Annotated in this window: 26 protein-coding genes; all 26 read left to right on the plus strand. The window is 33.9% G+C overall.

Annotated features, from left to right (window positions below; translation table 11 throughout):
* Positions 1-76 precede the first annotated feature (76 nt).
* The 26 genes from MTP08_RS05565 (at position 77) to MTP08_RS05690 (ending at position 25,096) form a co-directional block, all read left to right on the plus strand.
* A complete protein-coding gene (locus tag MTP08_RS05565) occupies positions 77-571 on the plus strand; it encodes a F0F1 ATP synthase subunit B (protein ID WP_243577409.1) in 495 nt (164 codons plus the stop codon).
* Between the two features lie 2 nt (positions 572-573).
* Positions 574-1,113, plus strand: coding sequence for an ATP synthase F1 subunit delta (atpH, locus tag MTP08_RS05570; protein WP_209390030.1), 540 nt, complete (start codon positions 574-576; stop codon positions 1,111-1,113).
* A 17-nt stretch (positions 1,114-1,130) separates the two neighbouring features.
* On the plus strand, positions 1,131-2,708 hold the full coding sequence (gene atpA, locus MTP08_RS05575; protein WP_209390031.1) for a F0F1 ATP synthase subunit alpha: 1,578 nt from the start codon (positions 1,131-1,133) through the stop codon (positions 2,706-2,708).
* Positions 2,709-2,781: 73 nt separating this feature from the next.
* Positions 2,782-3,645, plus strand: a complete 864-nt coding sequence (gene atpG, locus MTP08_RS05580) for an ATP synthase F1 subunit gamma (RefSeq protein WP_243577410.1) — start codon at positions 2,782-2,784, stop codon at positions 3,643-3,645.
* A 96-nt stretch (positions 3,646-3,741) separates the two neighbouring features.
* Positions 3,742-5,097 (plus strand): hemolysin family protein, encoded by a 1,356-nt coding sequence (locus MTP08_RS05585; RefSeq protein ID WP_209390033.1) that lies wholly within the window; start codon positions 3,742-3,744, stop codon positions 5,095-5,097.
* 2 nt (positions 5,098-5,099) lie between these two features.
* Positions 5,100-5,405 (plus strand): ATP-dependent Clp protease adaptor ClpS, encoded by a 306-nt coding sequence (locus MTP08_RS05590; RefSeq protein ID WP_209390034.1) that lies wholly within the window; start codon positions 5,100-5,102, stop codon positions 5,403-5,405.
* 147 nt (positions 5,406-5,552) lie between these two features.
* Complete coding sequence (gene udk, locus MTP08_RS05595) at positions 5,553-6,167, plus strand: uridine kinase (RefSeq protein ID WP_209390035.1); 615 nt, start codon at positions 5,553-5,555, stop codon at positions 6,165-6,167.
* 3 nt (positions 6,168-6,170) lie between these two features.
* The gene (locus MTP08_RS05600) at positions 6,171-6,527 is read left to right on the plus strand and encodes an FtsB family cell division protein (protein WP_209390036.1); all 357 of its coding nucleotides are present in this window, start codon (positions 6,171-6,173) and stop codon (positions 6,525-6,527) included.
* A gap of 31 nt (positions 6,528-6,558) precedes the next feature.
* Positions 6,559-7,719 carry a methylmalonyl-CoA mutase family protein gene (locus tag MTP08_RS05605; RefSeq protein ID WP_243577411.1) on the plus strand — a complete coding sequence of 387 codons (1,161 nt, stop codon included), beginning with the start codon at positions 6,559-6,561 and terminating at the stop codon, positions 7,717-7,719.
* On the plus strand, positions 7,712-8,860 hold the full coding sequence (locus MTP08_RS05610) for a class I SAM-dependent methyltransferase (RefSeq protein ID WP_243577412.1): 1,149 nt from the start codon (positions 7,712-7,714) through the stop codon (positions 8,858-8,860). The genes MTP08_RS05605 and MTP08_RS05610 overlap by 8 nt, the downstream gene beginning before the upstream one ends.
* A 95-nt stretch (positions 8,861-8,955) precedes the next feature.
* Entirely contained in the window at positions 8,956-9,612 is a 657-nt protein-coding gene (locus MTP08_RS05615) for an OmpA family protein (protein ID WP_243577414.1), read from the plus strand.
* Positions 9,613-9,690: 78 nt separating this feature from the next.
* Entirely contained in the window at positions 9,691-11,070 is a 1,380-nt protein-coding gene (locus MTP08_RS05620; RefSeq protein ID WP_243577416.1) for a dipeptidase, read from the plus strand.
* A gap of 158 nt (positions 11,071-11,228) precedes the next feature.
* Positions 11,229-12,275: a T9SS type A sorting domain-containing protein gene (locus tag MTP08_RS05625; RefSeq protein ID WP_243577417.1), complete on the plus strand. Its 1,047-nt coding sequence runs from the start codon at positions 11,229-11,231 to the stop codon at positions 12,273-12,275.
* Positions 12,276-12,352: 77 nt separating this feature from the next.
* On the plus strand, positions 12,353-13,060 hold the full coding sequence (locus MTP08_RS05630) for an SDR family oxidoreductase (RefSeq protein ID WP_243577418.1): 708 nt from the start codon (positions 12,353-12,355) through the stop codon (positions 13,058-13,060).
* A 148-nt stretch (positions 13,061-13,208) separates the two neighbouring features.
* The gene (locus MTP08_RS05635; protein WP_243577419.1) at positions 13,209-13,955 is read left to right on the plus strand and encodes an electron transfer flavoprotein subunit beta/FixA family protein; all 747 of its coding nucleotides are present in this window, start codon (positions 13,209-13,211) and stop codon (positions 13,953-13,955) included.
* A 100-nt stretch (positions 13,956-14,055) separates the two neighbouring features.
* The gene (locus MTP08_RS05640) at positions 14,056-15,003 is read left to right on the plus strand and encodes an electron transfer flavoprotein subunit alpha/FixB family protein (protein ID WP_243577420.1); all 948 of its coding nucleotides are present in this window, start codon (positions 14,056-14,058) and stop codon (positions 15,001-15,003) included.
* 170 nt (positions 15,004-15,173) lie between these two features.
* Entirely contained in the window at positions 15,174-15,773 is a 600-nt protein-coding gene (locus MTP08_RS05645; RefSeq protein ID WP_209390045.1) for a bifunctional nuclease family protein, read from the plus strand.
* Positions 15,774-15,794: 21 nt separating this feature from the next.
* Complete coding sequence (locus MTP08_RS05650) at positions 15,795-17,129, plus strand: MFS transporter (RefSeq protein ID WP_243577421.1); 1,335 nt, start codon at positions 15,795-15,797, stop codon at positions 17,127-17,129.
* Positions 17,130-17,247: 118 nt separating this feature from the next.
* On the plus strand, positions 17,248-17,802 hold the full coding sequence (locus tag MTP08_RS05655) for an RNA polymerase sigma factor (protein WP_243577423.1): 555 nt from the start codon (positions 17,248-17,250) through the stop codon (positions 17,800-17,802).
* Positions 17,768-18,454 carry a hypothetical protein gene (locus MTP08_RS05660; protein WP_243577425.1) on the plus strand — a complete coding sequence of 229 codons (687 nt, stop codon included), beginning with the start codon at positions 17,768-17,770 and terminating at the stop codon, positions 18,452-18,454. The genes MTP08_RS05655 and MTP08_RS05660 overlap by 35 nt, the downstream gene beginning before the upstream one ends.
* A gap of 120 nt (positions 18,455-18,574) precedes the next feature.
* Positions 18,575-19,657: a hypothetical protein gene (locus MTP08_RS05665; protein WP_243577426.1), complete on the plus strand. Its 1,083-nt coding sequence runs from the start codon at positions 18,575-18,577 to the stop codon at positions 19,655-19,657.
* 148 nt (positions 19,658-19,805) lie between these two features.
* Positions 19,806-20,201 (plus strand): hypothetical protein, encoded by a 396-nt coding sequence (locus MTP08_RS05670; RefSeq protein WP_209390050.1) that lies wholly within the window; start codon positions 19,806-19,808, stop codon positions 20,199-20,201.
* A 20-nt stretch (positions 20,202-20,221) separates the two neighbouring features.
* Positions 20,222-21,400, plus strand: coding sequence for an acetyl-CoA C-acyltransferase (locus tag MTP08_RS05675; RefSeq protein ID WP_243577427.1), 1,179 nt, complete (start codon positions 20,222-20,224; stop codon positions 21,398-21,400).
* A 214-nt stretch (positions 21,401-21,614) separates the two neighbouring features.
* On the plus strand, positions 21,615-23,156 hold the full coding sequence (locus MTP08_RS05680; protein ID WP_243577429.1) for an MFS transporter: 1,542 nt from the start codon (positions 21,615-21,617) through the stop codon (positions 23,154-23,156).
* A gap of 65 nt (positions 23,157-23,221) precedes the next feature.
* Complete coding sequence (locus tag MTP08_RS05685) at positions 23,222-24,154, plus strand: mevalonate kinase family protein (protein WP_243577430.1); 933 nt, start codon at positions 23,222-23,224, stop codon at positions 24,152-24,154.
* Positions 24,155-24,166: 12 nt separating this feature from the next.
* Positions 24,167-25,096: a UbiA family prenyltransferase gene (locus tag MTP08_RS05690; RefSeq protein WP_243577431.1), complete on the plus strand. Its 930-nt coding sequence runs from the start codon at positions 24,167-24,169 to the stop codon at positions 25,094-25,096.
* Positions 25,097-25,124: the final 28 nt, after the last annotated feature.

The following is a 25,124-nucleotide window of genomic DNA, read 5'->3' on the forward strand; positions in this document are numbered from 1 at the left end:
GAATTCTACAAACGGTTGGTTTGTAGAATTCTTTTAAAAAAGTTAAAAAAACAAATTAAAAAATAATTGATATAAAATGGAATTATTAACTCCTTCAATTGGTAACATATTCTGGACAGCAGTAGTATTCTTATTATTGGTAATTCTTCTAACAACTTTCGCTTGGAAACCTATTCTTTCTGCAGTGAAAACAAGAGAAGATAATATTCAGGATGCTCTTAATCAGGCTAAATTGGCTAAAAAAGAGATGGAAGATCTTAAAGCAGATAACGAAAGAATTATGCGTGAAGCTAAAATCGAAAGAGATTCTATCTTAAAAGAAGCCAGAGAAATTAAAGACAGAATCGTAGCTGAAGCTAAAGACGCTGCTAAGTCTGAAGGAGATAAATTAATTGAAGCTGCAAGACAAACCATTAGCGCAGAGAAAAATGCTGCTATGGCAGACATTAAATCTCAAATCGGTACTTTGTCTGTAAATATTGCTGAGTCTATTTTAAAGCAAAAGCTTGAAAATAACGAAGCTCAGAATGAATTGGTTCAAAATTATTTAAATAAATCAAACCTTAACTAATAATGCTTACCTCTAAAGTAGCTAAAAGATACGCACAGGGTTTACTGGATTTTACGAAAGAATCCGGACAAACCGAAGCTGTTTTTGCTGAAATGAAAGATGTAGTGAAGTTAATGTCTGAATCTAAAGATTTGAACACATTCTTCATGACTCCTTATATTGATGCTCATAAAAAAACTGAGGTTGCGAAAGAAATTTTCAAAAGTTTTTCGCCTGTTTCTCAGAATTTAATCAAATTAATCATCAAAAACGGAAGAGAAAGTCAGCTTAAAAATGTAGCACAGCAGTTCATTAATAAAGTTGAAGATATCAACGGTATTCAGAGAATTACGCTTACAACAGCTACAGAGCTTTCCAACGAAAATATGGAGCAGATTTTAAGATCTACTAATCTTGTAAATCAATCTGCAACTTTCGATCTTAAGGTAAACGTAAATCCTGAAATTTTGGGAGGTTATATTTTAAGAGTTGGAGATCAGCAGATCGATGCATCTGTAAAATCAAAATTGAATAAGATTAAAAAAGACTTTCAGTTAAATTAAGAAAAAACAACCATACAATGGCAGAAATAAATCCGGCAGAAGTATCTGCGATCTTAAAACAGCAATTGGCCAACTTCGATACTCAATCTAATGTAGAGGAAGTAGGTACAGTTTTAACCATCGGTGATGGTATTGCTCGTGTATACGGGTTAGAAAACGTACAATACGGTGAGTTGGTGAAATTTTCTAGTGATGTAGAAGGTATCGTACTAAACCTTGAAGAAGACAACGTTGGTGTTGCTTTGCTTGGGGAAAGTAAATTGGTAAAAGAAGGAGACACCGTAAGAAGAACAAACAGAATTTCTTCAATTAAAGTAGGAGAAGGGATGTTGGGAAGAGTAGTAGATACTCTAGGAAATCCAATCGATGGTAAAGGTCCTATTACTGGGGATTTATATGAAATGCCGTTGGAAAGAAAAGCTCCGGGAGTTATCTATAGACAACCGGTAACTGAACCTTTACAGTCAGGTATCGTAGCTATTGACTCGATGATTCCTGTAGGAAGAGGGCAAAGAGAGCTTATCATTGGTGACAGACAGACAGGTAAAACTACTGTTGCGATTGATACAATTATTAATCAGAAAGAGTTCTATGATGCTGGTCAGCCAGTTTACTGTATCTATGTTGCTATTGGGCAAAAAGCGTCTACAGTAGCTCAGATTGTAAAAACTTTATCAGATAAAGGAGCTTTGGCATATACAGTAATTGTTGCTGCTAATGCTTCAGATCCTGTTCCGATGCAGGTGTATTCTGCAATGGCAGGAGCATCTATCGGAGAATATTTTAGAGACACCGGAAGACCTGCTCTTATTGTTTATGATGACTTGTCTAAACAGGCAGTTGCTTACCGTGAGTTGTCTTTATTATTAAGAAGACCACCGGGTCGTGAAGCTTATCCTGGAGACGTTTTCTATCTTCACTCAAGATTATTGGAAAGAGCAGCAAAAGTAATCGCTGATGATACTATTGCAAGCCAGATGAACGATTTACCTGAATCTTTGAAACCAATCGTAAAAGGTGGTGGTTCATTAACAGCACTTCCAATTATCGAAACTCAGGCAGGTGACGTTTCTGCGTATATTCCTACCAACGTAATCTCTATTACAGATGGACAGATTTTCTTGGAGTCAGATTTATTCAACTCTGGGGTTCGTCCTGCAATCAACGTAGGTATCTCTGTATCAAGGGTAGGAGGTAATGCTCAGATCAAATCAATGAAAAAAGTTTCTGGTACACTAAAATTAGACCAGGCACAATATAAAGAATTGGAAGCGTTTGCAAAATTTGGTTCAGACCTTGATGCTTCTACTTTAGCGGTAATCTCTAAAGGGGAAAGAAACGTAGAATTATTAAAGCAACCGGTAAACTCTCCACTTCCTGTAGACAGCCAAGTTGCAATGATTTACGCAGGTACTGAGAACTTAATGAGAAACGTACCTATCAGAAAAGTAAAAGAATTCCAATTGGAATATATAGAGTTCTTAAGATCTAAGCATCCTGAAACTATGGCTGCAATTAAAGCCGGAAAAATAGATAACGATATTACCGGTGTTCTTAAGCAAGCTGCTAATGATATAGCTGCTAAGTATAACTAAAAAATTCAATGTTTGAGGTTTAAAGTTCTAAAATGGGCTTTAAACCTTGAACTATAAACATTGAACCTACAAAATGGCAAACTTAAAAGAAATACGAGGAAGAATCAGTTCAATATCATCTACGATGCAAATTACCCGTGCGATGAAAATGGTTTCGGCAGCGAAACTTAAGAAAGCGCAGGATGCTATTGTAATGTTGAGACCTTATTCTGAAAAACTTCAGGAGATTATCCAGAATGTAAACTCTAGTTCAGATCCTGATCAGGTTTCTGTTTTTGCTCAGAAAAGAGATGTAAAAAAAGTACTTTTTATTGCGATAACTTCTAATAGAGGTTTAGCGGGTGCTTTCAACTCTTCTGTGGTAAAAGAACTCAACAATCAGTTTCAGGATAATGCTCAGTATGATATTGAAGTTCTTACCATTGGTAAAAAGGTGTACGATGCTGTAAGAAAAGGACGTTCTGTTTATTCTAACGAAAGCTCTGTTTACGATAATTTAAGTTTCGATAGAATTTCTAACATTACTGAAGGAGTAATGTCCAGTTTTAAGGAAGGTAAATTTGATGAAGTTTATTTAATTTACAATAAATTCATCAATGCAGCTACTCAGGAAGTTACCACAGAACAACTGCTTCCTATTTCTATGCCTGAAACTGAAGAAAATTTGGTAGAAACAGATTATATCTTTGAACCTAACAGAAGTGAGATTTTGGATAATCTAATTCCTAAGTCTATTAAAACTCAGGTTTTTAAAGCAGTTTTAGATTCTGTAGCATCGGAACACGGAGCGAGAATGACAGCTATGCATAAAGCTACCGATAATGCTCAGGCTTTGAAGAATGATTTGGTTATTTTCTATAATAAAGCAAGACAGGCTGCCATTACCAATGAGATTTTAGAAATTGTTTCAGGAGCAGAAGCACTGAAAAATTCTTAATCCAATTTCGTAAAAATATTAAGCACCGATACTTTCGGTGCTTTTTTTGTTATTATTATTTTGTATATCTTTGTAAAATAAATTATAAACTTCTAAATGGACTCGGACATAGTCAGGCTTTTGTTAGCCTTGTTTCTAGTATTATTAAATGGCTTTTTCGTAGCCGCAGAATTCTCAATTGTTAAAGTACGTTATTCACAAATTCAGCTTAAAGCTGCCGAAGGAAACTCTATGGCAAAGCAAGCTGAGCATATTATAAAGCATTTGGATGCATATCTTTCTGCAACTCAGTTAGGAATTACTTTAGCTTCTCTTGCCTTAGGTTTTGTTGGAGAAAGTGCTATGCATCATATGGTTCAGGGATTTCTTAATTATTTTAATATAGAATCTTTAGCACAATATTCTAATACGATTGCTTTAGTGCTTAGTTTTCTAATCGTTACCGTAATGCATATTGTTTTTGGGGAATTAATACCAAAATCTATAGCGATAAGGAAATCGGAACCGACAACGATGTTCATTGCCATGCCTTTACGCATTTTTTATATGGTTTTCAAACCGTTTATTTGGTTGATGAATTCAATGTCTAATGGTTTTTTACGATTAATTAAAATACCTCCGGCTACAGAAGGAGATATCCACTCTACAGAAGAACTTCAGCTTTTGGTGAAACAATCAGCAGATAGCGGAGAAATTGAAGAGGAGAACTACGAAATCATTAAAAATGCTTTCGATTTTACCGATCATTCGGCGAAGCAAATTATGGTTCCTAGACAGAATATTACTTCCATTAATTTCAGTGATGATGTTAATTCAATTATTAATGAAATTATGGACAGCGGTTATTCCCGTATTCCGGTTTACGAAAATTCTATAGATAATATTATTGGTATCCTTTACACCAAAGAAATTATCAGAGAATATGTAAAACGAAAAGGAGTTTTAAGCCATGATGATTTAAGAGAGTTGATGCGTGATTCGTTTTTTGTGGTTGGAAGCAAGAAAATTTCAGATTTATTGAAGATTTTTCAACAGAAAAAGCAGCATTTGGCAATTGTAATAGACGAATTTGGTGGTACTGAAGGAATTATTACCTTGGAAGATATTCTTGAAGAATTGGTGGGTGAAATTCAGGATGAGGAAGATGATGAAGAAAAACTGGTAGATAAAGTAGGAGAAAATACGTTTTGGGTAAAGGCAACACAGCCTTTAGACGAAATTAATGAGTCTTTGCCTAAAAAACTTCCTCTTTCGGAGGAAAGTGAATATAATACTTTGGCAGGATTTATTCTTCACGAATTGGAAGAAATTCCGGAAGAAAATCAGGAGTTCGATTTGGATGGTTATCATTTCAAAATACTGAAAATGAATAATAAAAGTGTTGAAATGGTTGAGTTGGAATACATTGAACCCAGTATTGTAGATGAATTAATAGACAAAATTGAAATTTAATAATGTTTTTTAATAATTCGATAAAAGATTACGAAAATCCCAAAAGAGAGTACGAGGAAGAGGTTTTAGTCTTGGATGAAACCGATGAAATATACAAATTAGTGCTTTATAATGACGATATCCATACCTTCGATGAAGTTATTGAAGCTCTTATACAAATTTGTAATCACGAACCCATGCAGGCTGAGCAATGTACCATGTTGGTTCATTACAAAGGAAAATGTACTGTGAAAACAGGCTCAATGGATCTTTTGAAACCGATGCACGAAAAACTTATTTCGAGAAGTTTAACAAGCGAAATTGTATAGAAAAAACTCCGGCAAATCGTCGGAGTTTTTTTGTTCTGCATTTTGCATTAATTCGGTTTTAGAGGAAAATACGGCTATCTTTAAGCTTCTCATTTCTATCTTCTAAATAAAATACTATATTTGTAAAAATAAAAACGAACACAAAAAATGCTTGTAATAGGAATTGCCGGAGGTACAGGCTCAGGCAAAACTACGGTTGTTGACAAGATTATTCAGCAGCTTGACATTGAAGGGATGAATATTCTTTCTCAGGACAATTATTACCATGATAATCATAATTTAACGTTAGCAGAAAGAGAAGCTTTAAACTACGATCATCCCAAATCTATAGATTTTGATTTACTCATCAGTCACGTAAAAGCGTTAAAAAATAACGAATCTATAGAACAACCTATTTACAGCTTTGTAACACACGGAAGAACCGGAGATCATGTAACTGTAGAACCTAAAAATGTTCTGGTAGTTGAGGGAATTTTGGTTTTAACCAATCCGGAGCTCCTTAAAGAGTTTGATCTGAAAGTGTTTGTTCATGCAGATTCGGATGAGAGACTAATTCGTAGAATCCGTAGAGATACGCAGGAAAGAGGGAGAGATTTGAATGAAGTTTTACACCGTTATCAAACTACCTTAAAACCAATGCATCAGGAATTTATTGAGCCTTCTAAAAATGAAGCCGATTTAATTATTCCGAACATGAGACAAAACTCTGTTGCTATTGATTTTTTAACCACTGTTATAAAAAATTCACTCAGAAAAAACTAAAATATGCCAGAAAAAGAACTTATTAAGGACATAAAGCCTAAATCTGAAACTTTCAGGTTTATTCAGAATTATATTCTGAACAAATATGTCATTACCATTGTTCTGTTTCTAGTATGGATGATTTTCTTTGATAAAACTTCTTTTTTGGTAATCCACGAGCTGAATGGAGAAATAGATAAATACCAAGAGCAGCTTCAGTATTACAAATCTGAGTACGAAAAGAATGATAAATTCTACAAAAAACTCATGAACAACAAATCTGAAAAAGAAAAATATGCACGAGAAAATTATTTTATGAAAAAACCTAACGAAGAAATTTTCATTCTTGTTGCCGACAGCTCTAAAGTGGCAAAAAAATAGTTTTCAAAATTACCCCAATACTCATCAGAATATGTCCAACGATACATTTACCAACTGGGAAAATTTAGTTAAAAAACAGCTTAAAACAGAAGATATTTATACCATTCTGAAAAAAGATAATCTTGAAGGAATTGAGGTGAAACCTTTTTACAATTCTATGGAAAAACAGTTACCCAATTTTCCTAAAGTGGAAGAAAGTACCCATTTGGTGGCAGATTATCACGAAAGTCTGGAAGACGATGTTTTTGCATTTTTACTCAACGAAAATGTTGAAAATTTAACGGGTAAAACGGTTTTTATCAATAATAAAGACTTAGCAGAACACATCAGTCCGCAGGAAGAAGATCAATATTTTTCTTTAATTGATGTTTTTGATGAAAAAAATGCAGAAATAAACGATCAGCTGGTTAAAGAATTATTGGCTAAAGATTTTACTCGAAATATCTGTATAGATGTTTCTTTGCATCAGAATGCTGGAGCTTCTATCGTTCAGCAGTTGGGGATTGCTTTGGCAAAGACCAAAGAACTTACTGAAGTTTACGGTTCTGAAATTTTAAGAAAATTGCTTTTCAGATTGGCTGTAGGAGGAAATTATTTCTTTGAAATGGCTAAAATCCGTGCTTTTAAACTTGTTTTTAATGAGTTTTCTAAAGAGTTTGATCTGGATGAAGTTCCTTACATTTTTGCAGAAACGTCATTAAGAAATAAATCTGTTTCAGACAGCGAAAATAATCTTATCCGTTCTACGCTGGAACTGGCTTCGGCAATGATTGGTGGTGCAGATGCAGTATATAGCAATGATTATCTGCTTAATCGTTCCACAGAAAATTCTCAGGAAATTTCTTTCAAACAGCAGATTGTATTAGCCTATGAAAGCATCATTAATGTATTTGAAGACGCTTCTAACGGAAGTTATTACATTGAAGATATCACAAAACAGATTGCCGAAAAATCCTGGAAATATTTTGTCGAAATTGAAGAAAAAGGAGGCTATTTAGACCTTTTGAAAGAAGGAAAAATTCAGGAAGACATTTTTAATCATGCATTGGAAGAGCAAAAATGGGTAGAAGAAGGAAAAATAAAGCTGATTGGGGTGAATCTGTATCCTAAATTGGAGATTAAAAAATCTGCGGAAGAATTATACCAAAAAGAAGAAATAAAAGCCGTTCGCTGGGCTGAAATGTATGAATAAGGTTATTTTACAGGAAGAAATTCAGCAATATATCCATGCAAATCTTACCAAAGATTTGCATTCTTTATTATTAAAAAAATCGCCGTTTCCCGAAGTTTCTATGCAGGAATTGGTACAGCAGATTAAAGGGAAACAGGTGGCACAGAAAAAATTTCCTTTTTTATTGAAAGAAGGAGTTGTTTTTCCGCCGCAAATCAATATAGAACAGTCTTCTTCTGAACTTACTGCAAAATATAAATCTGCTAAGATTAAAGGCAAAAAACTGGTTGATTTAACAAGCGGTTTCGGGATTGATGCCTATTATTTATCCGAAAACTTTGAAGAAGTTACTCTGGTGGAACAAAATACCGAACTTTTGGAAATCGTAAAGCACAATTGGGCTGTTTTAGGGAAGAAAGGAACATTTATTAATCAGCATTTAGAGGATTTTCTTAATGAAAATAAAGAAAATTTCGATACAATTTATTTAGATCCTGCCCGAAGAGATCATAATAAGAATAAAGTTTTTTTGCTTGAAGATCTTTCACCCAACATTATCGAAATTCAGGATAAACTGCTTTCCATTTCAAATGAGATTGTGATTAAGCTTTCTCCGCTGATTGATCTTAAATATCTTGTTTCTGCCTTAAAAAATGTAGCCAAAATTGATATTATTGCGGTGAAAAATGATGTAAAGGAAGTGGTGATTTACCAGAAACGTGATTTTTCAGGCGAAATTTGGTGTAACTGTATCAATCTCGAATCAGAAGAACCTGTATTTAATTTTCATTTAAGCAAGGAAAAAGATACCGTAGCAGAATATTCTGAACCGGAAAAATTTCTGTATATTCCGAATAATTCCATTTTAAAAGCAGGAGTATTTAATGTGATCTCAGAAGATTTTAAAATCAAAAAATTACATCCTAATACTCATTTATATACATCAGAGACCAAAATTAAAGACTTTCCCGGAAGAGTTTTAGAAGTTGAAGTTATTGATTCTAAACATATTAAGAAAAAAGAACAGTTTAATATAATATCTAAAAATTATCCGTTGAAACCTGAAGATATTAAGAAAAAATATCAGCTTAAAGATGGCGGAAATCGCTATCTTATTTTTACGCAATCCAAAAAAGGTAAAATAATATTAAAATCAGTATAAAAATGTTGCCGAAAAATGCAATATTTCTTATTTTTGGGCAATATAAAATTTAGGAATTAAAATATTCCGACCGATTATTTTAAAAAAATCTACATATGAAAAAATTAGTGCTGTGTTTAGCTCTTGCAACTGTAGCGGTAAGCTGTAAAAAAATTCAGGCTGGAGGAAATAAAAATATCATCAAAATGGAAGAAGGTGCAGAAAGATATTCTGATGATGTACAAGGTGGGGGCGAATCTCATGGTACTGAAGGTCATGGTACTGAACATGCTGAAAAAAAAGCGCAGGTTTCAATTGATTTGAATGGAGTTGCTTTAAAAGGTTTTGCCAACGGAATGGAAGATAATATGATAAAATATCTTAAATCCGGTCAATATGAAACAGCTACAGAAGACGGGCTAAAGAATGTGTGGTATAATTTTGATAATGTGAACTTTAAAATGGGTTCTTCTAATCAACTGGAAGCAGGTTCTCAGGAGCAGTTAGATAATTTAGCCAAAATTTTGAAAGCCTTCCCTGAAGCTAAAGTTAAAATCGGAGGATATACAGACAAAACTGGTGATGAAGCTAAGAATGTTCAGCTTTCCAAAGCAAGAGCAGAGTTTATTAAATCTGAGCTTTCTAAATTGGGTGTTAGTGCACAAATTGTTTCTGTAGACGGTTACGGAAGCCAGTTTGCAAAAGTAGATGCAAAAGCTTCTGATGCAGAAAGAGCTTCAGACAGAAAAATGGCTGTAAGATTTACAAAATAATTATCATATTAAATGAAAATATAAATGTCTTGTCTACGCAGGGCATTTTTTTTATTTTTAACAAAATAAATTTTTACAATGCAAGAAACTTTAAAATACATCAACGAAAATAAAAACCGTTTCGTGGATGAATTGTTTGAATTACTAAGAATACCTTCAATTTCAGCAGATCCTGCATATAAGGAAGATGTTCTGAAATGTGCCGATGTAGTAGCTTCTCACCTTAAAAATGCAGGAGCAGACCAAGTAGAAATATGCAAAACTGCGGGGTATCCTATCGTGTATGGCGAAAAACTGATTGATGATAAGCTTCCTACTGTTTTGGTATACGGTCATTATGATGTGCAGCCTGCAGATCCTTTAGAATTATGGAAAAAACCTCCTTTCGAACCTTATATTGAAAAAACTGAGCTACATCCAGACGGAGCCATATTTGCAAGAGGAGCGGCAGATGATAAAGGCCAATTTTTTATGCAGATTAAAGCTTTTGAAGCGATGATGAAAACAAATTCTTTGCCTTGTAACGTAAAGTTTATTTTAGAAGGTGAGGAAGAAGTGGGTTCTGTAAGTTTAGGAACGTGGGTAGAAGAGAATAAAGAGAAACTTTCTTGCGACTGTATTTTAATTTCAGATACGCATATTTACAGCAATGAGCAGCCTACAGTAACCACAGGTTTAAGAGGTTTAAGCTATGTGGAAGTTGAAGTGGAGGGACCGAACAGAGATTTGCACTCCGGGTTGTATGGAGGTGCAGTTCCTAATCCAATTCATGTTCTTTCCAGAATGATTGCTAAATTAATTGATGATGACGGACATATCACCGTTGATGGTTTTTATGACAATGTAGAAACTGTTTCGGATAAAGAAAGAGCAGAAATGAATAAACTGAAAGATAATCCTGAAGAGTTTAAAAAATCAATAGGATTAAATGACGTGGAAGGAGAAAAAGGCTACACTACTTTAGAGAGAACTTCTATTCGCCCTACATTAGACTGCAACGGAATTTGGGGCGGATATACAGGTGAAGGTGCAAAAACAGTTATTCCTTCTAAAGCTTTTGCTAAAATATCTATGCGTTTGGTACCTTATCAGACACCGGAAGAAATTACAGAAAAGTTTACCCGATATTTCGAGAAAATTGCTCCTTCTAATGTAAAAGTAAAAGTAACACCGCACCACGGAGGAATGCCTTATGTTTTACCTACGGATACTAAAGAGTTTTTGGCTGCAAAAACAGCCATGGAAACAGCTTTTGGAAAAGAGGTTTTACCTTACAGAGGTGGAGGAAGCATACCTATTACCGCTATGTTTGAGCAGGTTTTAGGGGCGAAATCTGTATTAATGGGCTTTGGTTTAGATTCTGATGCGATACATTCTCCAAACGAGCATTACGGTTTGTTTAATTTCTATAAAGGCATTGAAAGTATACCATTGTTTTTTGAAAATTATTCGAAGTAAAAAGTGAATTAATTTGTTAAATATTAGTCCTCATGAATTTTTTCTTGAGGATTTTTTAATTTTAATAAAAAAAATATCCTTTATATGTGAAGTTTTTTTCTATATTTACCATATAAAACTTAAATTTAATTATTATGAAAAAAATTCTATCTTCTTTATTGTTGACCTCGGCAACAATGATGATGTTTGGGCAAGCACAGATTTTGGTTAATCAAAATTTTGAAACATTGAATCTAGGAAATGTTAGTAGTGATCCTACAGGAACAACTGCTGGACAAGGAAATATTTATATCTCTGGAGGGGCAGTAGCAGATTATCAAATTTTTAACATTGATGCAGCAAATGGTAAATCTTTTAAGCTGACTTCAGGAGCGGGCGCTCCTCCTTCTACAGGAGCTAACACTAATAATAGATTAGCATTTATAGATTTTTCAGCTACCACTGCGACAACTACAAATAATATTATTGTATCAAGAGGTAAAATATATACTGGAGCAGCAACTGGAGCTGGTAGTATAGGGTTAAGTGTTTTTGGTACTCTTTATGGTACAACAACAGGTTATATCGGAGGTATTAAATATGATTATAGTACTAAAAGCATCATAGGTGAAGCTAATGTTAATGTTGCTACAACGCCTACACCTACTTCAGGTACTGTTGCTATAAGTTTTACGCCTGCACAAGTGTTTCCTGCCAATACTTGGGTTAATGTGGAACATCGATATAATAAAACGACAGGTGTTCATTCGTATTTTATAAATAATGCATTAGTTAGTACATATTCAGGTGGGAGTGTTACCATTAGTGGCACTAATTATACTGCTACTACGGTATCTGGATCTACCGCTTCAATTTCAGTTATTAGAAATAATACATCTACTGGTAATACAGTAACAAATGAAGCAGGATTGGATAATTGGGATGTTCAGTTTTCAAATAATACGTTATTATCTGTAAATGATATAAAAGAGGCATTGCCAGGAAAAATTTTGCTATCAATTTTCCCTAACCCAACTTCAGACATCCTAAACATCAAAACAGATTCTAAAATCAATGCAGTTTCTGTTGTAGACATGACGGGTAGAAAAGTAGATGTTAAATTAGATGGTGATAAAGTAGATGTAAGAAATCTTTCTGCTGGAGCTTATTTAATTAATGTTGAAACTAAAGAGGGTATCTCTACAGAGAAATTTATCAAGAAATAATAACTGATTATTTTCAGTACAAAAAATCGCTTCTTTTGGAGCGATTTTTTTATTTTAGAGAATTAAAATTAAAAAAAATGATTCAAAATAAAGTAGCATACATTACTGGTGGAACAAAAGGTATCGGTTTGGGAATTGCTGAAGTTTTATTGAAAAATGGCATTATGGTAGCATTTTCGGGAAGAAAAAAAGAGGATGTAGAAAAAGCTGAATATAATTTAAAACAAATCTCGCAAAATGTTTTGGGTATTGTTTCCAATGTAAAAAATCTGGAAAGTGAAAATGCTGCGATAGAATCTGTCAAGCAAAAGTTTGGGAGATTAGATTATGTGATTGCCAATGCCGGGTTAGGAATATTTAAGCCTGTAGATCAGCTTTCCGCAGAAGAATGGAATGATATGATAGATACCAATCTTACCGGAGTTTTTTATACGTTAAAAGCTTCAGTTGAAGAATTAAAGAAAACGGAAGGGTATTATATTACTATTTCCAGTTTGGCTGGAGCCAATTTTTTTGAAAACGGAACCGGTTACAATGCTTCAAAATTCGGGGTGGTTGGCTTTACTCAGGCTGCGATGATCGATTTGAGAAAATATAATATTAAATCGACAGTTATAATGCCGGGTTCGGTGGCGACTCATTTTAATGGTCATATCCCGTCCGAAAAGGATTCTTGGAAAATTCAGCCTGAAGATATGGGCAATCTTGTTTTAGATATTTTGAAAATGAATCCCAGAGTTTTACCGAGTAAGATTGAATTTAGAGCAACAAAACCTCAATCTTAATAACTTATAATGCGTTGAATAATAAATATATAACTGTTATGCATGCATAATATATTTTTTATTTATATTTACAAACGTAACAGACAAAAATTGCAATGCAGTTTTTTAATGAATATTAAGCAGGAAAAATAAATAATCAAAACAGAATATGAAAATATTAGTTTGTATCAGTAGTGTTCCGGATACTACTTCAAAAATCAACTTTACTGCAGATAAATCTGCATTCGACAAAAATGGTATTCAGTGGGTAATTAATCCTTTGGATGAATTTGCTTTAACAAAAGCGGTAAAATTGCAGGAATCTCAAGGTGCTACGGTAACCGTTATCAATGTTGGAGACGCAACTACAGAACCTGTGATAAGAAAAGCTCTGGCTATTGGAGCAAACGATGCAGTACGAGTAAATTTAGATCCTAAAGACAGTTTCTCAACAGCTAAAGAAATTGCTTCAGTTGCTCAAAATGGAGGTTACGATTTAATACTTTGTGGTAAAGAATCTATTGATTATAATGGAGGTTCTGTTCCAGGAATGGTTGCACAGCTATTGAATCAGCCTTTTGTGAATGCTTCTGTTGGTCTTGAAGTAAATGGTGCCGAAGCAACTGCTGTAAGAGAGATTGAAGGAGGTAAAGAAACTATTTCGGTGAAATTACCGGCTGTTTTTGCAGGTCAGAAAGGTTTGGTAGATGAAAAAGATCTTATTATTCCTAATATGAGAGGGATTATGTCTGCAAGAACAAAACCGTTGCAGGTAGTAGAACCTGTTTCTGCGGAAGTAAAAGTTCAGGGTGTTTCTTACGATTCAGTTCCTCCAAGAGCTGCCGTTAAAATGGTTTCCCCGGATAACCTTGATGAATTGGTAAGATTGCTTCACGAAGAAGCTAAAGTAATCTAAAAGCTGGAGCTGGAGGTCAGAAATAGGACGTTTAATTCGATTTCTAAATCCATTCTAATCTTTTAATCATTAAATTTTTTAATCTTTTAATTTAAAAAAAATGGCAGTATTCGTATACGCAGAAAACATAAACGGAGTTTACAAAAAAGCAGCTTTTGAAGCAGTTTCTTACGCAAAAGCAGTAGCAGACCAAACGGGAGATACCGTTACGGCAATTTCTGTAAATCCTACAGATTCTTCAGATTTATTATACAAATATGGAGCATCAAAAGTAATCAACATAAAAGACGAAGGTCTTAAAAATTTCTCGGCAAAAGCTTACGCACAGGCGGTAAGTGAAGTGGCAGACGGAAATATTATTGTTTTCCCTCACACTACCGATGCTTCTTCAGTAGCACCAATGTTGGCGGTAATGAAGAACTATTCTTTAATTACGAATGTTTTGGAAGCTCCCGAAAGCCAGTCTCCATTGCAGGTGAAGAGAAAAGCTTTTTCAGGAAAAGGATTTATGCATGCCAAAGCTGATGGAACAGGCGTTATTTTAACTGTTTCTCAAAATGCTTTCGGTGTAAAAGAAAATGCAGTTTCTGGGTCTGAAGAAGTAAAAAATCTTTCTGTTTCTAATGAAGATACCAAAGTAATTTCTCACGAGCAAAGTTCAGGGAAATTAGATTTAAAAGAAGCGGAAATTGTAGTTTCTGCAGGAAGAGGGCTAAAAGGCCCTGAAAACTGGGGAATGGTAGAAGATCTTGCTAATGTTCTTGGTGCTGCAACAGCTTGTTCTAAACCGGTTTCAGATATCGGTTGGAGACCTCACACAGAACATGTAGGACAAACGGGTAAAGCCATCGCACCTAATTTGTATATTGCCATTGGTATTTCTGGTGCTATTCAGCATTTGGCGGGTGTAAACTCATCCAAAACTATTGTAGTAATCAACAGTGATCCAGAAGCTCCTTTCTTCAAGTCTGCAGATTATGGAGTTGTTGGAGATGCTTTCCAGATTGTTCCTGCACTTACTGAGAAAATTAAAGCATTAAAAGGATAAATAGATTGATAAATTGTTGATCTTTTTAATTTGTTGTCTTTTTTAATTCAACTTGTTAATAAAGTTCATCACTTTACATCTTAATTCATCAATAAAAGCTCGGCTTCCGGGCTTTTATTTTTGTCTAAAAAGTAAAACCTACAATAAAAAATTAATTTATATTTGTAGTCATGGATTATAAACAGCTCATCATACGCGGAATATCGTATAGCCAGACGCAATCTGGAGCTTACGCATTGCTATTGGAACATGAAGAATCTCATATAAAATTACCGGTGGTTATTGGTAATTTTGAAGCCCAATCCATCTCTTTAGGCTTAGAAAAGGATATTCATCCGCCACGTCCGCTTACGCATGATTTATTTTCAAAATTCATTGTTTCTGCTAATTATCGGTTGATTTCGGTCATTATTTATCAGATTGTAGACGGTGTTTTTTTCTCAAATATCAACTTTAAGAATTCAGAAACTCAGGAAGAGCTTATTCTGGATGCCCGAACTTCGGATGCTGTTGCAATGGCAGTTCGGTTTGATGCACCTATTTTTACTACCCAACAGGTTCTCAATGAAGCAGGAATTCTTCTTGAACTGGAAGAAGTAGCTAAAGAAGACGAAAATTTTTCTGAAACAGTATCGTCTGAAGAAGGGCTGCAGTCGGTTTCTATGGATGAACTCCAAAAATTACTAGATGATGCAGTAAGAGAAGAGGATTTCGACACTGCTCTGGAAATTCAGGAAGAAATAAAAAGGCGCAAAAAGAAAATAGATTAAAGGATTATTACTAAAATAAAAATGAATTTAAAATTACGATTAATTATCCTGAGCTTTTTACAGTTTGGGGTTTGGGGAGCTTATCTTACTTCCATGGGTAATTACTTAGGTTCGGTAGGATTGGGTTCCAAAATCGGACTGTTTTATGCCATGCAGGGTATTGTTTCCATTTTTATGCCTGCCATTATGGGGATTATTGCAGACCGATGGATTCAGGCACAGAAACTTTTGGGAATTTCCCATTTTCTTGCAGCGATATTCTTAATATGGGCAGGATATTACGGAATGACGGCAGGGGAACATGTAGAATTTTCAAGGCTTTTTCTTCTTTACAGCTTAAGTGTCACTTTTTACATGCCGACCATTGCACTTTCTAATTCTGTAGCCTATACCGTTTTGGTGAATAATAATTTTGATACGATTAAAGCATTTCCGCCCATTCGAACTTTAGGAACGGTAGGTTTTATCTGTGCAATGCTTTTTGTGAATTTTGCAGGAATTAAAGATGGAATTTTCCAGTTTAATTTTTCAAATGCGACAGGTTTTCCGAGTTTCCAAAACAGTTATAGTCAGTTTTTTGTTTCAGGTGTTTTAGGAATATTGCTGTTTATTTATTCATTTACTTTACCGAAATGTGAGGTTAATCAAAGTACAGAAAAACGTACCCTTTCGGATGCTTTAGGGTTGAAAGCTTTTGCGCTCTTCAAAGAGAAAAAGATGGCAATCTTCTTTATTTTCTCTATGTTTTTGGGAGTTTCGCTACAAATTACCAATGGTTATGCCAATCCTTTCATTACAAGCTTCAAAGAAATCCCGGAATTTTCAAATACATGGGGATCCAACAATGCCAATGCATTAATTTCATTATCGCAGGTTTCAGAAACGCTTTGTATTTTACTGATTCCGTTTTTTCTGAAAAGATATGGGATTAAAAAAGTAATGTTGATGGCAATGTTCGCATGGTTCCTAAGATTCGGATTATTTGGTTTGGGAAATCCTGGTGGAGGAGTTTGGATGTTCGTTTTGTCGATGATTGTATATGGGATCGCATTCGACTTCTTTAATGTTTCGGGATCTTTATTTGTAGATAAAGAAACAGATAAAAGCATTAGATCTAGTGCACAGGGCGTTTTTATGATGATGACTAACGGTTTTGGAGCTACTATCGGTATGCTTGGAGCTCAAGAAGTCGTTAATCACTATGTTTTTTCGCAAACTGATCCTTTACTTCAACTGGAGGGATGGAAGACATCTTGGTATATTTTTGCTGGTTATGCACTGATAATTACCATTGCTTTTGCCATTGTTTTTAAACATAAGCATAATCCTAATGAATTAAAAGATATAAAACATTAATATTTTATTGTTTGATTTTTAATAAATTACAATGCACTTTTTTCTGAAAAGTGCATTTTTTTTATATTTTCAGGCAACCATTTTGAAATAAAACGGTCTTATATATAGAAACTAGTTAATGAAACATTTAGAAGAGAATTTCAAACTTGCCAAAAAACAGGATCGCAATGGCCAGAAAGCACTTTACGAAATGTTTTCTGCTAAAATGCTGGCGGTTGCAAATTCTTATACTAGCAACATTCATGATGCTGAAGATGTACTCATGAATGCTTTTCTAAAATGCTTTCAAAAGATTGGTGACTGTCGGGATTGGAAAAGTTTTCCTTTTTGGCTAAGGAAAATTGTTGTGAATGATTCTATAAGTTTCGTCAGGAAAAATAAAAACATCATGTATGCAGATTTGGAAGTTGCAGAGGATGTTTTGGAAGATCAGGATAATCATTTTTTTAATGAAATCAATATTGAAGAAATTTTTTCTCAGATGCCAATTGGTTATCGCCTGATTTTTAATTTGTATGTATTTGAAGACAAAAAACATCAGGAAATTGCAGAAATTCTCAATATTTCCGAAGGCACAAGCAAGAGCCAACTGAGCAAAGCCAAAAAATGGATTGCAGATTATCTAAAAACAAAAGAAAATGGAAAAAAAAATACTGAAACAATTAAAAACTGAGTACGAAAGCCTCGAAATAAAGCCTTCTGCCAATCTTTGGAATCAAATTGAAGGTGCATTGGAAAAAGAGTCTGAAACGGTTCAGAAACCTTTGTTTAAATGGTGGAAGTACGCTGCCGTAATTGTTTTTCTGATTTCGGTGAGTGGAATATTTTATGTCTTACAGGAACATTCTTCACCAGCTTCTGAAGTTAAAAATATTGTTGATAATTCAAAAAAGACAGAACAAAAATCAAATATAATAACGGTGGAATCTTCCACAGAAAAAAGAGTTGTTAATCATTCGCCTTCTGAAAATCAAATAAAAATAAAAGATAATTTTCCTTATACAGAAAGTAAAAAAAGCTCTGAAATTGTAATAAATAATAACATTAATTTTCATTCTCAAGATAATAATGTTATTGATAATAAGCTGATTGCAGAAGTAAAAAATGAGATTGTAATTCCTAAAAGTTCAGTAGCAGAAAACAAAAAAGTAAGCTACATTACTGCAGATGATCTTCTTTTGGGTAGAGAACTGGATAAAACCAGGGAAGAAAACTCCAACGATCAGCGTAGATTTGGCGTTATTGATATGAGTAAAATTAAGGGTCCAAATTCTTTAAAAATTTTTGGTATTACGGTGTATTCGGATTCTTTAAATAATAAATAATTCAGATGATTTTTATAGGATATTACTGTTTGGATTTTCCGAACAGAAGAACTTCACTGCCTGAAAATTCAAATCCAAAAATCATTTCTTCAAAAAAATAAACAATTAAATTTAACAAACATGAAAACCAAACTTACTTTAATTGCTGCTTTATTTGCATTTTGCTATGGGCACTCGCAGGATAAAAAATACACAGATGTTCAGATCAGAAATTATTCTAAAAAAATTGACAGTATTATTGTTTCCGAAAAGGGGAAAATGAATATTGAACTGGATGCGCTTGAAAAAAACTTTAAAGAGAATAAAATTTCTTCGGAAGAAAAGCAAAGCCGCCGTTCGGAAATTGCCCAAAAATATGAAGATATTATTAATGGTAAAGTTGAAGAACAAAAAAACACTCTCGAAGCCGCTACAAAAGAACTTGTGAAAAATTCTGTGATGGGGAAAAGCAGCATTTTTGAAGAATTAAAATTTTCTCAAAACAATGCCTTACTTAGTTTCAGAGATCCAAAAAAAACTAAAAAAGAGCTTTTGGAGAGCGTTGATATCAATTTTTCATTGGGTTTCACCAATCTTACAAAATCTGCAGGCTCAATGGCACTTTTTAATAAAGATTCAGATGTTCTTTTTGGTAAATCTACTTCATTAACGTTTGAAGTCCGTTACACCAATCAGTTAGGAAGCCTCACTTCTCCGATATTCTACAGGATTGGTTTAGGAGGGAGAAGCGATGGTTACAGACTTGCCGATTCTAAAGTGATTACACAAACAGGAAGCCAAATCTCGTTAAGTGATTTTTCTTTAGGAACTCTTAGAGGTTCATCAATTTCCAATAATTATGTTATTGTCCCGGTGGATTTTGTTTTCGTAATGAACCCGAAATATACAGTGGAAAATGGAGAAAAAATGCTGGACAATTCTAAAGGTAATTTCAGACTTACTGCTGGAGTTTATGGAGGTCTGCGTTATCTTAGCCAAAGTATTGTACAATTTGAAAATTTTAATGGCAACCGTTCTGCAAACAGAGAAAATATTAACGGCTCGGCAAATAATTTTCTTTTTGGAGGAAAATTGTCTGTAGGATATGGTGCTCTTAATGTATTTATTAAAAAAGATTTTACGGCAGCTTTTAATGATAATGCCCAATTAAGTAATAAATATGGTATTCAGATTGGTTTAGAATTATTGTATGTTAATTTTTAAATATTTCTAAAAATTAATTAAATATTAAATAATTGATAATTATTTACCTTTTTTTTTATTTAATAAGTATTATCATTATTAAATAAATGATTTTAAAACATACTTACAAAAAGTATGTTTTTTTTTGTACTTTGGCATTTTAAGACTTATGAAAAATATTCAGCTTTTAGGATTGGTTTTGGTAATCATAGGAAGTTTTCTTCCTTTGGTGCATGTTCCGGTAATAGGAAACTGGAACTACTGGAAAGTAGATCATTATCTGGCTATTGCCTGCTGGATTTTTAGCGGATTGGCATTATTGGGCATCGTAAACGGGATTCAGAAATTGGTTAAAACAAGTGCTGTTTTACTGATTGTTCTTTTTACTTTTACTATTTTGGCTACTAAATATCAGGCATTCAGTTATTTCAGTTTTTTACCATTCAAATCTTGGACAGAAACTTTGGCTTCAACCGTAAAATTGAAATGGGGATGGTTTGCTGAATTTGCAGGAGCTTTCATCTTGCTTTTCTTTTCTAAAGCTTCAAAAAATAATTTAAATTAATACAATATAAAAATCTACACATGAAAGAAGTATTCATTGTTTCCGCAGTAAGAACTCCAATGGGAAGTTTCATGGGAAGTTTATCAACAGTTCCGGCAACAAAACTGGGAGCTACAGTGGTAAAGGGAGCATTAGATAAAATAAATCTTGATCCTAAAAACGTACAGGAAATCTATATGGGAAATGTTCTTCAGGCAGGTGAAGGGCAGGCTCCTGCAAGACAGGTAGCTTTGGGTGCAGGGCTTTCTAACGAAACGCCTTCCACTACCATCAATAAAGTTTGTGCTTCAGGAATGAAAGCTGTTATGATGGCAGCACAATCCATCAAAGCAGGCGATATGGATGTTATTGTTGCCGGAGGTATGGAAAATATGTCTATGGTTCCTCATTATTACAATGCAAGAGTTGCCACGAAATTAGGTGATGTAAAAATGCAGGACGGAATGGTTCTAGACGGGCTTACAGATGTTTATAATAAAGTTCATATGGGTGTTTGTGCAGAAAAATGTGCAACAGACTATCATTTCACAAGAGAAGATCAGGACAATTTTGCCATAGAATCTTATAAAAGAGCTGCAAAAGCGTGGAGCGAAGGGAAATTTGCTGAAGAAATAGTGCCGGTATCCATTCCTCAGAGAAAAGGTGAGCCAATTGTTTTTGCTGAAGATGAAGAATATAAAGCGGTAAATTTCGACAGATTGCCAACGCTTCCAACGGTGTTCAAAAAAGAAGACGGAACAGTAACAGCAGCAAATGCATCTACATTAAATGACGGTGCTTCTGCATTAATTTTGGTATCTAAGGAAAAAATGGAAGAATTGGGTTTAAAACCTTTAGCTAAAATTGTTTCTTATGCCGATGCAGCCCAGGAACCGGAAAACTTTACAACAGCTCCTGCAAAAGCACTTCCTATTGCTCTTAAAAAAGCGGGTCTGGAAGTTTCGGATATTGATTTTTTTGAATTTAACGAAGCTTTTTCAGTAGTTGGTTTGGCGAATAATAAAATTTTAGGTTTAGATGCGTCCAAAGTTAATGTGAATGGTGGAGCAGTGGCTTTAGGACATCCGCTTGGAAGTTCTGGATCCAGAATTATTGTTACTTTAATCAATGTTTTAAAGCAAAATAACGGTAAATACGGTGCAGCTGCAATCTGTAACGGCGGCGGTGGAGCTTCTGCTATTGTTATTGAAAATATTTAATTATTGTTTTTAAATAAATCTTTGGAATCCGGAAGCAATAGTTTCCGGATTTTTTGTACTTCAATTTTGCTCCAAATGATTTGTTAATTAACGTGTTTCTTTATATATAAATCCTTTTCGCTTTAACAAATTAATAAAATTGATGCTAAAAAAAATAAAAACTCCTGAATGTTCAGCGGTTTTTCTATTTTTGTGAAACTAATTCCTTTAGATAATGTCTGAAAAAGAAATTCAACCGACTCAAAATATAAAGAATAACCCAAAAATTATGAAAGCCTGGGCAGTTTACGACTGGGCAAACTCGGTTTATTCATTGGTGATTACTTCTACCATATTTCCGATATATTATTCCATAATTACCACAGCGTACGAAAAGAAAGAGTTTGTGCAGGAAAGTGGAAGGTGGATTGATGTTCCTGTAAGACACATGATTCATATTTTAGGGAAAGAATATCAACCGGATGCAGTTTATGGTTATTCTTTAACAATTTCTTTTCTAATCGTGGTGCTTCTTTCACCATTTTTATCTTCATTGGCAGATACGATTGGAAACAAGAAATCTTTTCTTCAGTTTTTCTGTTATCTGGGAGCGACTTCTTGTATGGGATTGGCGATGTTTACAGGGATGCATAATGTTTTTTTAGGACTGCTTTTCAGTATAACCGCGAGTGTTGGGTTTTGGGGAAGTTTGGTTTTTTATAACTCTTTTCTACCCGATATTGCAACAAGAGATAAGCAGGATGCTTTGTCCGCAAAAGGATATGTTTACGGATATATTGGTTCTGTAGTTCTTGTGGTGCTTTGTTTGGTTTTAATTATGGTTTTGGCAAAAGGAGAAGAGCAGAAACTTATATTTACAAGAATTACATTTTTACTTACGGGAGCTTGGTGGTTTGGATTCTCTCAATATACATTCAAGCATTTGCCTCAGTTTGGGGATGTTAAAGAAAAACTTCCAAAGGATTTAGTACTTCTGAATTACAAAAATATCTTCAAAAAACATGAAGAACAAGGTGGCTTTTTCGAAGTTTTGAAAGATAATATCAGTTTTTACAAAGATATTGCCAAAGAAAGCTTTAGAGAGCTTTTCAGGGTTGGAAAAGGTCTTTTTAAAGACAGAAATCTGAAATTTTTCTTATCCAGCTTTTTCTTTTACAGTGTTGGGATGCAGACTATTTTCTTAATGGCAACCCTTTTTGGTAAAAGTGAGATTAATCTGGCTCAGGATAAACTTATTGGTACTTTGCTGATTATTCAGATTGAAGCTATTATAGGAGCTGTAATTTTCTCAAGACTTTCCAAAAGAGTCGGAAATAAAAACGTAATTTCTATTGCAGTCATTCTATGGATTGTTGCTTGTATTTGGGCATTCTTCCTGAACAAAGAAAATCCTACAGTAGAATATCAGTTTTATGGTGTTGCGGCCGTTGTAGGATTGGTGATGGGTGGTCTTCAGGCAATGTCCAGATCTACTTATTCTAAGCTTTTACCGGAAGATTCTATGGAAAATACTACTTTTTTCAGCTTTTATGATGTTCTAGAAAAACTTGCGATTATAGTTGGAACTTTCGTGTTTGCATTGTTTATAGATAAGTATGACGCATTAATTAATATTTTTGCCAAGATTAATATTGTCTTACCTTCAGCTTCAGGAATGAGATTTGCGGCTTTTTCTATGGCGATATTCTTCTTTATTGGTCTCATTTTGATCCGTTTTCTGAATGTACCTAAAAGACAGCACAGAGATACGTTATAAATGGCTTAAAATTTGTTAAAGTTTGAGCAGAATAGCTTAACTTTGCATAAACGTTTTAACACATAATGACGAACCCTTTATTTTACGCTAAAATTATCCTTTTCGGAGAGTACGGAATGATAGAAGATTCACAAGGTCTTGTAGTGCCGTATAGTTTTTATAAAGGAACTTTAAAGTTTTCAGACGAAAATTCTGATTCTGAATTTGAGAAAAAATCTAATGAGCACCTCATTAAATATGCTAATTTCCTTGAAAAACTGAATCTTCCTGAAAAGTTTAAGCTTGATGTTAACCGTTTTAAAGAAGATATTTCTCACAGACTTTTTTTTGATTCTAATATTCCACAAGGGTATGGTGTAGGAAGTTCGGGAGCACTGGTAGCCGCTATTTTTGAAAAATATTCCTTTCAAAAATATAGCCCGGAAAGTATTTCTAAAGACGATCTTAAAAATATTAAAGCCGTTTTTGGAGAAATGGAAAGCTATTTCCACGGTAAAAGCTCGGGAATGGATCCTTTGATCTGCTATATGAATCTACCGATTCTTATCGAAAACAAAGAAAATTTAGATAAAGTAGCCATTCCAAAAGGCGAAGAAGGTAAAGGAGCAATTTTTCTTATTGATTCCGGTATTACGGGTGAAACAGGTCCGATGATTCAGATTTTCTTTGAAAAAATGAAAACAGAAGGTTTCCGTAAAACGCTGAAAGAAGAATTTATACGCTATAATAATGCGTGTATAGATTCTTTCCTCAAAAAAGATATGAACCCATTCTTTAGAAACCTTAAAAAGCTTTCTCACTGGGCTTACGAACATTTTCGCCCGATGATTCCCGAAAGTATTTTCAATATCTGGAAAAAAGGACTGGATTCTAATGCATACTATCTGAAACTTTGCGGTAGCGGAGGCGGAGGATATATTCTAGGATTTACTAAAGATTACGAAAAAGCAGAAAAAATGCTTGAAGGTTTCCAAAAAGAAGTGATTTACAGATTCTAAAATTTTCAGAAAATGAATTCTGAAAAAGAAAACATCCGGGATAAAGATTTTATGTCTAAATCTCTGCTTTACAGAATCTCACAGTTTTTTGGATTTCTTCTAGGTGCCCGTTTTTTTGTTGCCATTTTGCTTACTTTTGCACTGTATGTTTCTACATATTTTTTATTCAATCAGGATGAAACTTTCAGAAATTTCGTTTTTGACTTCAAAGTTCACGGCATTATATTTTGTACCGTACTATCCATTCTTGCAGGCGGAATCATCAACCAGTTTTATGATGTAGAAAAAGATCATATTGCTAAACCTTTCAGAAGCAGAATTCAGAGTTTCATAAAGCAGAAATATTTTCTGTATGCTTATTTAGTATTAACACTTATTTCTCTCGGTGTTGCTGCTTTCATCTCGCACAGAGTTTTGGTATTCTTTATTGTATATCAGTTTTTTATGTGGTTTTACAGCCACAAATTGAGCCGTATTCTTATCATCAATAATCTTACTTTTGTAAGCCTTACATTATATCCTTTTTTTGGAATGATGGTTTATTATGAAACTTTTTCTAAAAAAGTTTTTCTCATGGCTATTTTTCTTTTTTTAATTCTGTTATGTATTGATATTGTAAAAGATATGCTGACAAAAACTGTAGATAAAACATTCGGATATGTCACCATTCCTAATTATTTCAGTTCCAAAACAACCAATACGATTGTTATTTCCATTTTAACCGTGATTATGGCAGTTTCAATGAAACTTATTAATAAAACAGGCATTTCCGGTTACATGTCTTACTATTTTGTATTGGGATTGTTTGTTATCATTATGTGTATTTACCTGTTAATTAATTCTTCCAGACAGATTAAAGTTTTAGTTCTCAATATATTAAGATTTTGGATTTTGGTAGGAATTGTTGCGATGCTTCTTACAGGAATTCAGGGTAAATTGTAAAGAAAAAGCTTTAATAAAGAGGTGGTTA

Origin of the sequence: Chryseobacterium oryzae, assembly GCF_022811665.1 — a bacterium.
GTDB classification, from domain to species: Bacteria; Bacteroidota; Bacteroidia; order Flavobacteriales; family Weeksellaceae; genus Chryseobacterium; species Chryseobacterium oryzae.